This is a genomic window from Nonlabens dokdonensis (assembly GCF_002162835.1).
Taxonomy (GTDB): Bacteria; Bacteroidota; Bacteroidia; order Flavobacteriales; family Flavobacteriaceae; genus Nonlabens; species Nonlabens dokdonensis_B.
In genome coordinates, this window is the sequence record NZ_MAAX01000048.1 from 23,415 (window position 1) to 30,910 (window position 7,496).

General features: G+C 36.6%; 5 protein-coding genes and 1 tRNA gene. 3 read left to right on the forward strand and 3 right to left on the reverse strand.

Translation table 11 applies throughout. The features are described from left to right. Positions 1 to 37: 37 nt before the first annotated feature. Positions 38 to 1,303 (reverse strand): MFS transporter, encoded by a 1,266-nt coding sequence (locus A9Q93_RS02920; protein ID WP_303685885.1) that lies wholly within the window; start codon positions 1,301 to 1,303, stop codon positions 38 to 40. Between the two features lie 134 nt (positions 1,304 to 1,437). Between A9Q93_RS02920 and A9Q93_RS02925 the strand changes: the two genes are divergently transcribed. Together A9Q93_RS02925 and A9Q93_RS02930 are read left to right on the forward strand one after the other, a co-directional pair. Then, on the forward strand, positions 1,438 to 2,673 hold the full coding sequence (locus tag A9Q93_RS02925) for a metallophosphoesterase (RefSeq protein WP_303685886.1): 1,236 nt from the start codon (positions 1,438 to 1,440) through the stop codon (positions 2,671 to 2,673). A 52-nt stretch (positions 2,674 to 2,725) separates the two neighbouring features. Beyond that, positions 2,726 to 3,022: a co-chaperone YbbN gene (locus A9Q93_RS02930; protein WP_015362362.1), complete on the forward strand. Its 297-nt coding sequence runs from the start codon at positions 2,726 to 2,728 to the stop codon at positions 3,020 to 3,022. Here A9Q93_RS02930 and A9Q93_RS02935 read toward each other — a convergent pair. Both A9Q93_RS02935 and A9Q93_RS02940 read right to left on the reverse strand, forming a co-directional pair. Then, positions 3,019 to 3,651: a polysaccharide deacetylase family protein gene (locus A9Q93_RS02935; RefSeq protein ID WP_303685887.1), complete on the reverse strand. Its 633-nt coding sequence runs from the start codon at positions 3,649 to 3,651 to the stop codon at positions 3,019 to 3,021. The genes A9Q93_RS02930 and A9Q93_RS02935 overlap by 4 nt on opposite strands. Next, positions 3,641 to 7,045, reverse strand: coding sequence for a DUF2723 domain-containing protein (locus A9Q93_RS02940; protein WP_303685888.1), 3,405 nt, complete (start codon positions 7,043 to 7,045; stop codon positions 3,641 to 3,643). Before A9Q93_RS02940 ends, A9Q93_RS02935 begins: the two co-directional genes overlap by 11 nt. A gap of 230 nt (positions 7,046 to 7,275) precedes the next feature. On the opposite strand from A9Q93_RS02940, the gene A9Q93_RS02945 reads away from it, so the two are divergent. Beyond that, positions 7,276 to 7,346: transfer RNA gene (locus A9Q93_RS02945), tRNA-Gln, on the forward strand. Positions 7,347 to 7,496 lie beyond the last annotated feature (150 nt).

Sequence of the window (7,496 nt, forward strand, 5' to 3'; positions counted from 1 at the left end):
AGTGTTCCGCTTTCGCGAAAGCGGAATGGTAAAAAGTTTAATCGTCTCTATTGTCATCAAAGTCCTTCCGTAAATCTAGTTTTCTAAAGGTAGGTGACACTAAAGCCGTTGTGATAACTGTGATTAATGTCATGGTACCACCAAAAACCACTGCAGTAACTGTTCCCATCAGTTTTGCGGTAACACCACTTTCAAAACCACCCAGCTCATTAGAAGAGCCTACAAACATGGAATTTACTGAGGCAACACGGCCGCGCATGTGGTCTGGCGTTTTAAGTTGAAGAATGGTCTGGCGTATGACCATAGAAACACCATCAGTAACACCACTAAAAAACAGCGCTACTACAGATATCCAAAACGAAGTAGAAAGACCGAAAACAATGATACAAATCCCAAAGCCAAATACGGCGACAAGTAATTTCACCCCAGCATTTTTACTTACAGGAAGGTAAGCTGTCGCAATCATCGTCAAAATCGCTCCTACAGATGGTGCGGCACGTAGGATACCAAAACCTTCACTACCTACATCTAAAATTTCTTTTGCAAAAATAGGTAGCAACATCACTGCGCCACCGAATAAAACGGAAATCATGTCCAGTGTTAAAGCTCCTAAAATCGCTTTAGTATGAAATACAAAGCTTAAACCTTCTTTTAAACTTTGGAGAATAGGCTCATTAATTTTTGTGTTATGTATAGGCTTTTTTGATATAAAAAATACCGTAATAAAGGCGAGAGAAACCATACTAAAAACGATGCATAAGGACCAGTGTACACCAAACCAGCTTATCGCAAATCCGGAGAAGGCAAGTCCAACGACTGAAGCTATTTGCCATGCGCTACTGCTCCACGTTGCTGCATTAGGATATGCTTTTTTAGGAACGAGTAAAGCAATTAAAGAAAAAAGAATAGGACCGAAGAACGATCTCAATATACCACCAAAAAATACTAGTGCATAAATGCAATACAAAATCGTATTTGTAGACCAATTTTTCACGATCTCTGGCCATGTTAATAAAAATAACCCTAGACTGATCAATGAAAATGCACCTATACAGAATGCGAGTAAATTGCGCTTTTCTCTTTGGTCCACGATATGACCAGCAAATAAAGCCATGCAAAATGCGGGAATGAACTCCATTAACCCAATGATTCCCATCGATAGGGCATCCTTCGTCAACTCATAAACTTGCCATTCAATTACTATGAATTGCATGGACCAGCCAAAAACTAGTAAGAAACGCATGCTTAAAAATATTCTAAACTCAGGATATCTCAGTGATGCATAAGGATAATTTTGCGCCATTTAGGTTTTTAAAAGAGTTAGATATAGGAAGGTTTTTTTCTTAGGCACGGCAAGATAGTAGAATGTTTGCACAACTATTTTAGTTTAACAATCTATCAACAGTTTGATGACTAATTATAGTATAGTTTCGCGCGATGCGATTGTTTCTATTTATAGTTTTTATTTTACTGCTAGAAGTGTATTCTTTTCAATTAATAAGAACACTTTCTAAAGGCCACTGGTGGAAATGGGTTTATTTAGGCATCAGTATTCTAGTGGTTGCAAATGTCTTTTTACAATTTTATTTATATCCTAATAGAGCTGTAGTTTCTGGAGCTAGAGACTTATCTGTCACGTTATTATTATCCTTTCTAGCGGCAAAATCTATTTTTATCCTTTTCATGCTAGGAGAGGATATTTATCGTTTTGTTGAAGGTGTTGTTAACTCGCTTTCGCGAAAGCGAGAACCAGATCAATCTTTTTTTCAAGGAAGAAGAGATTTTATTGCCAAAGTAGGTCTTGCAGTAGCTGCTTTGCCTTTTGGAGCAATACTATACGGAGCGTGGAGAGGTAAATATGATTATCAAATACGTGAGTATGAACTAAGTTTTGACGATTTGCCAGAGGCTTTTGACGGTTATAAAATCACACAGTTAAGTGATATTCATGTGGGAAGCTTTGATGATAAAGAAGAGGTGAAATATGCCATCGATCTAGCTAATAAGCAACAAAGTGACTTGATATTATTTACTGGCGACTTAGTAAACAATGTGGCGAGTGAAATGGAAGGCTGGGAAGAAATATTTGGTTCTTTAAACGCGCCAGATGGTGTTTATTCTGTATTGGGAAATCACGATTATGGTGATTATGCACAATGGGATTCTAAAGAGGCAAAAGCCGCAAACATGGAACAGCTTTATAAAATCCAGGAGGATATGGGCTGGAGATTGTTAATGGATGAGAATGAAAGAATTACTCGTAAATCTGATTCTATAAGTATAGTAGGAGTTCAAAATTGGGGTGGTGGTCGCTTTCCTAAATATGGAGATCTTGAAAAAGCTTCTGCTGGATTAACTAATGAAGAGTTTAAAGTTCTTTTAAGTCATGATCCTACGCATTGGGATTTGCAGGTAAAGGATGATGAAAAGAAATATCATTTAACCTTAAGTGGTCATACGCATGGAATGCAATTCGGTATTGAGATTCCTGGCTTTATAAAATTAAGTCCTGCATGGTTTGTCTATAAAAAGTGGGCTGGGATTTATAAAGAAGCAGAGCAATTTTTAAATGTAAATAGAGGTTTTGGTTTTTTAGGCTATTCTGGTAGAGCTGGAATATGGCCTGAGATAACTGTAATCACTTTAAGGAAAAGCCCGCGTAAACTAGCATAATTGCTAGTATTGAGGTTTTTGCTTACATTTGATTATAACTTAATTTGTTATTATGTCAAAGTTCGGTGAGCTTATAAGTGCAAATGTTCCAGTGTTGTTTAATTTTTTTACTAACTGGAATGAAGATACAGAGGCAATGAATGCCGTGTTGCGCAATGTAGCTGCGGCTCTAGGTGATAAGGCCAAAGTCATTAAAATAGACATAGAAAAAAATCCAGAACTTTCAGAAGCACTACGCATCAAAGGCGTTCCTACTTTTATTATTTATAAAAATGGCGAAATGAAATGGAGACAAAGTGGTGTGCAAGATGATAATACACTTATTCATCACATCCAGCAGTTTTATTAATCCATTGCTATCGATTCACTTTTCCAGCCTTGATCTTTTAAAAATTCTAGATATTGAGGTAGTATTTTTTGAAGCTTATCATAGCTTTTCTCACTGTCGTGAAAAACGATGACACTACCGTTGCGTGTGTTTTTCTTTAAATTCTCTAGGCAAGAAGCTGCTGTTCTACGTTGATCAAAATCTCCTGAAAGTAGGTCCCAAAGCACTATTTTATAGCCATTATTAACTAGTGATGTCGTCAAGCTGCCAGTAATGCGACCGTACGGTGGTCTGAATAATCGTGAATTAACCTGTTGTGAACATGTCTCTACATCTTTTATGTATTTCCCATGCGAGGTTTTCCATGCATTTAAATGATGTTGTGTATGATTTCCTGTGGCATGACCTTGTTCTAGAAGCTGCTTATAGATTTTCGGAAATTGTTCAATCTTATCTCCTATACAAAAGAAAGTTGCTTTGAAATCAAACTTAGTCAGTTCTTTAAGAACAAAATCAGTGACAATAGGCGTAGGTCCATCGTCAAATGTTATGTATACCTTTTTTTCTTCACGATTGCCATGCCAGTAATAGCTAGAAAATCGATCAGAAAACCAATCTGAAATACGATCTGGATAGGTTTTAATCTTCACTTAACGTATCGATAGGCAATTCTTCACGTGCGGTTGTTACGTTATCTACAGCGTTGTCTAATAAATCTCGCAATTCCATTTCTTGTAATGAATCTGGATACATTTCTGGATCTATATCGCTGTCTTTTTTAATATAGTAAGCTTCATTTAAATAACGTACAAAGGGTTCAAAATATGCATTATAAGCGTCTACATGTTTATCAATCATCTCTTGATCGTTATAATACAGAGGTACTTCAGCAATGGAGTTGTATCTAACTAAAGCTTGCTGTATACGAGAATAGTTATTCTCTTGCTCTTGCAATGTAAGTGCGTTATAATGATCCAGCTCATCTTGATATTTGAGAATAATACCATCAAGTAATTTTCTTGCCTTATCTATTTTATCTAGTTCGTAATATCCAGAAACAAAAGGTTCTAACATGCTGTAGTTGCCGTAGTGTTCTAAAGGCATGTGTTTCATACCTATATCTAATAGTTCTTCGGCTTTAGCAAATTGTCCGTCTTTCATTAAAGCTTCTGCAGCTCTGGTAACATTACTGCGATAGCCAACACTATTTCTTCTAGTCTCCACATCATGATAAATATCTGGTGAGCCGCCGTTACCCCAATCCCAATTTTTTATCACCTTATAAGCATAATCAGGATCTACTCTACCCATATCAAATGGATCCCGAGGATCTTCAGGTAGCGATTTAATAGGTATTAAGCGATAAGCGCAACCATCTAATTGCAAATAATCTTTCATCCAGATGTAATCATCATCACCAAAAGCACCACCAGAGAAATAAATAGGACGTTCCCAGTTGTTTGCATTAATAATGTCTAGCATAAACAGTCTGTTTTTATAAACTGCATTACTGTTAATGTTTATGACTATTTCATCAACAATTTTATCGGCATCTTTTTGTGGTACTACACCATTTTTAAGAACAGCTTCTTTGTTTACTGGAATGGAAATAAATTGAGAAGGAAAAGTGTGTTCGTAATGTTCGTTTCTCATCTGCACTTGTGTAAGCATTTTATCACTTGCTACCCAATCCATCCATTGATCCAGTTTCATGGTATCAGGTAACACGAGTTTAGAATTTTGATTCAACTCTGCCATGCGTTGCTGGATCAGTTCTTCATCTGCATAGTATAGCACATCTCTTGTACCATATTTATATTTGCTATGTGGTAGTGTAGATGGAACAGGCTCGCTATCCCACGCTTTCTTTTTCATGTCATCCATGTACCAGTCAGTACTTAGTAAAGAAGTACATACGATACGTACATCTGTACGGTAACCTTCTACCTCTTGAGCATACCATAAAGGAAATGTATCATTATCTCCTATGGTAAATATCAGTGCATTAGGTAAGCAACTATCAAGGTATTTCTTTGCACTTGCAAGTGCGGTGTATTTATCAGATCTATCGTGGTCATCCCAGTTTTGATAACCCATAAGTAAAGGTGCAGCTGCAAAACAAGCTGTTAGAGAAATTATCTGAGCCATTTTAGACTTCATTGCATCTCGTAGCATATCATAAACGGCATAAACGCCCATTCCTATCCACATGCTGAAAACTAAGAACGAACCTACATAGGCATAATCGCGTTCCCGTACTTGAAACATGGACTGATTTAGGTAAAAGATAATTGCAAGTCCAGTAAATAAAAATAGAATTAAAGTGACGTAAAATGATTTTGCATCTTTTCGGGCGTGAAAAACAGCTCCTAGAATTCCTAGAATAAGAGGTAGAAAGAAATAAGTATTTCTTCCTTTGTTCTCAAGCATATCGTCGCTTAACTCATCTTGAGTGCCTAATCGCCATTCATCTATAAACTTAATACCGCTTATCCAGTTGCCATCATAAGAATCCCATTCTCCTTGCACATCATTTTGTCTTCCCGCAAAATTCCACATGAAATAGCGCATGTACATGTAACTTATTTGATAGTTAGTCATGTATTGAAAATTGTCAAGGAAGCTAGGCTTTTCAATGTCTACTGCTTCTCTTAAGGAAACTAATACTTCTACATATTCTTCACTATCAATAGTACCTCGCTGTAACCTTCGTTCATAATCATCAAGAACAGAAAGTAATTCTTGATTATTTTCAAATCCAGGCTTTATGGTATAGTCCAAGCCGCCCATAAAATCTATATAATTTGAAGCGCGAGAAGGATCTGTCATACGAGGGAAAAACCCTTTGTGACGGTCATTAGTATTAGGAATAGCATCTTTATAATTATTTACAATAACATACTTACCTAATTTATAGTCTTTTTCATATTTCGGCTTTTCATCTTTAAAAGCTTCATTATCTTCAGTATCTGGATCGTCTGGATTGTAACCAGCGTACATGTCTGTAAACGACTCTCCGTAAAACAATCCTGGCGATGGATATTGCTCACGATTGTAATAAGCTAGAAGAGCTCTTGCGTCTTCTGGTCTGTTTTCATTAATAGGTGTTCCAGCATTTGCTCTTATAGGTAGCATGGTCCAAGAAGAAAATCCTACCAGAACAAACATGATGCATAAAGTAATCGTGTTTAATAGTGGCAGGTTACGCTTTCGCGAAAGCGAGATCAAAAAAACAAACAACCCAACGACTAACAACAGTGCGATTATAGTACCTGAATTGAAAGGTAATCCTATGTCATTTACAAAAAATACTTCTAAGTAACCAAAGATACTTAAGGTGTAAGGCAGTAGAAGTTTAAATACAAAAAGTAAAACGGCAACAACAGCAATATTTGCAACTATAAAGTTAAACGGTGTAATGCTTTTATAATGCTTAAAATACCATAGCAAACCTATAGCTGGAATCGTCAAAATTCCCATGAAGTGTATTCCAAAAGAAAGTCCTACAATAAAAGAGATAAGAATTAACCAGCGATTGCCACGTGGTAAAAACATATCACGTTCCCAAAGAAGACCTATGTAAAACATGGCACTCATAAGTAGCGCTGCAGGTGCATAAACCTCGGCTTCCACTGCATTGAACCAGAAGCTATCGGTCACCGCATAAGCCAATGATCCAATTGCCGCTGCTCCTAAAATCATGACATCGTTTGCTCTGTCTTTTAATAAATGCCTTTTAAGTAACAAGGTAAGCGACCAGAACATAAATAATATGGTAAACGCACTAGAGAACACCGCGAGTAAATTTACTGTGTAAGCAATGTCGGTAGCGTCCATTGCAAAAATGGAGAATGCTGCACCCATCATCTGGTACAAAGGTGCTCCTGGCGGATGTCCTACTTCTAACTTTGATGAGGTAGCAATGTATTCTCCTGCATCCCAGTAGCTCACTGTAGGCTCTACTGTGCTCCAAAATATGAAAAGGGCAATGGCAAAAACAGCCCAGCCTATAATTTTATTTAATTGTGCGTAGTTTAATTTCATAATAGTCCTTAACTCTGGCGAAAATAAGATTTATTGAACTTAATCACCACATAAACGTAAAATAGAAACAGGTCGTATATCTGGAGCTGTTTTATACTAGGTTAATCAATGTTAACGCATGATATAGGAAGGTGTATGAGAGGTTTTTGAAATAATAGATAGAATTTTTTAAATTTTCTTGTTTTTTATTTGCTGAAATTGAGAATTGTTATAAATTTGCATCCCAAAATTGTCCCATGGTGTAATGGTAACACTCCGGTTTTTGGTACCGTCATTCAAGGTTCGAGTCCTTGTGGGACAACTCTTAAAATCCCTTAGCAAGCTGATTGATAGCTAGTTAAGGGTTTTTTGTTAGCTAAAAGTAAGAACTTGTGTTAGAACATTATATGTTAGGAAAAGCTATCTTATTCTACTTATTTGGTCCTGAAATTTGGGTCAAATCTACACACAT

Bases quoted from the DNA above. Each gene is read 5' to 3' on its own strand.
- A9Q93_RS02920 (WP_303685885.1), bottom strand. From the start codon at position 1,303: ATGGCGCAAAATTATCCTTATGCATCACTGAGATATCCTGAGTTTAGA.
- A9Q93_RS02925 (WP_303685886.1), top strand. From the start codon at position 1,438: ATGCGATTGTTTCTATTTATAGTTTTTATTTTACTGCTAGAAGTGTAT.
- A9Q93_RS02930 (WP_015362362.1), top strand. From the start codon at position 2,726: ATGTCAAAGTTCGGTGAGCTTATAAGTGCAAATGTTCCAGTGTTGTTT.
- A9Q93_RS02940 (WP_303685888.1), bottom strand. From the start codon at position 7,045: ATGAAATTAAACTACGCACAATTAAATAAAATTATAGGCTGGGCTGTT.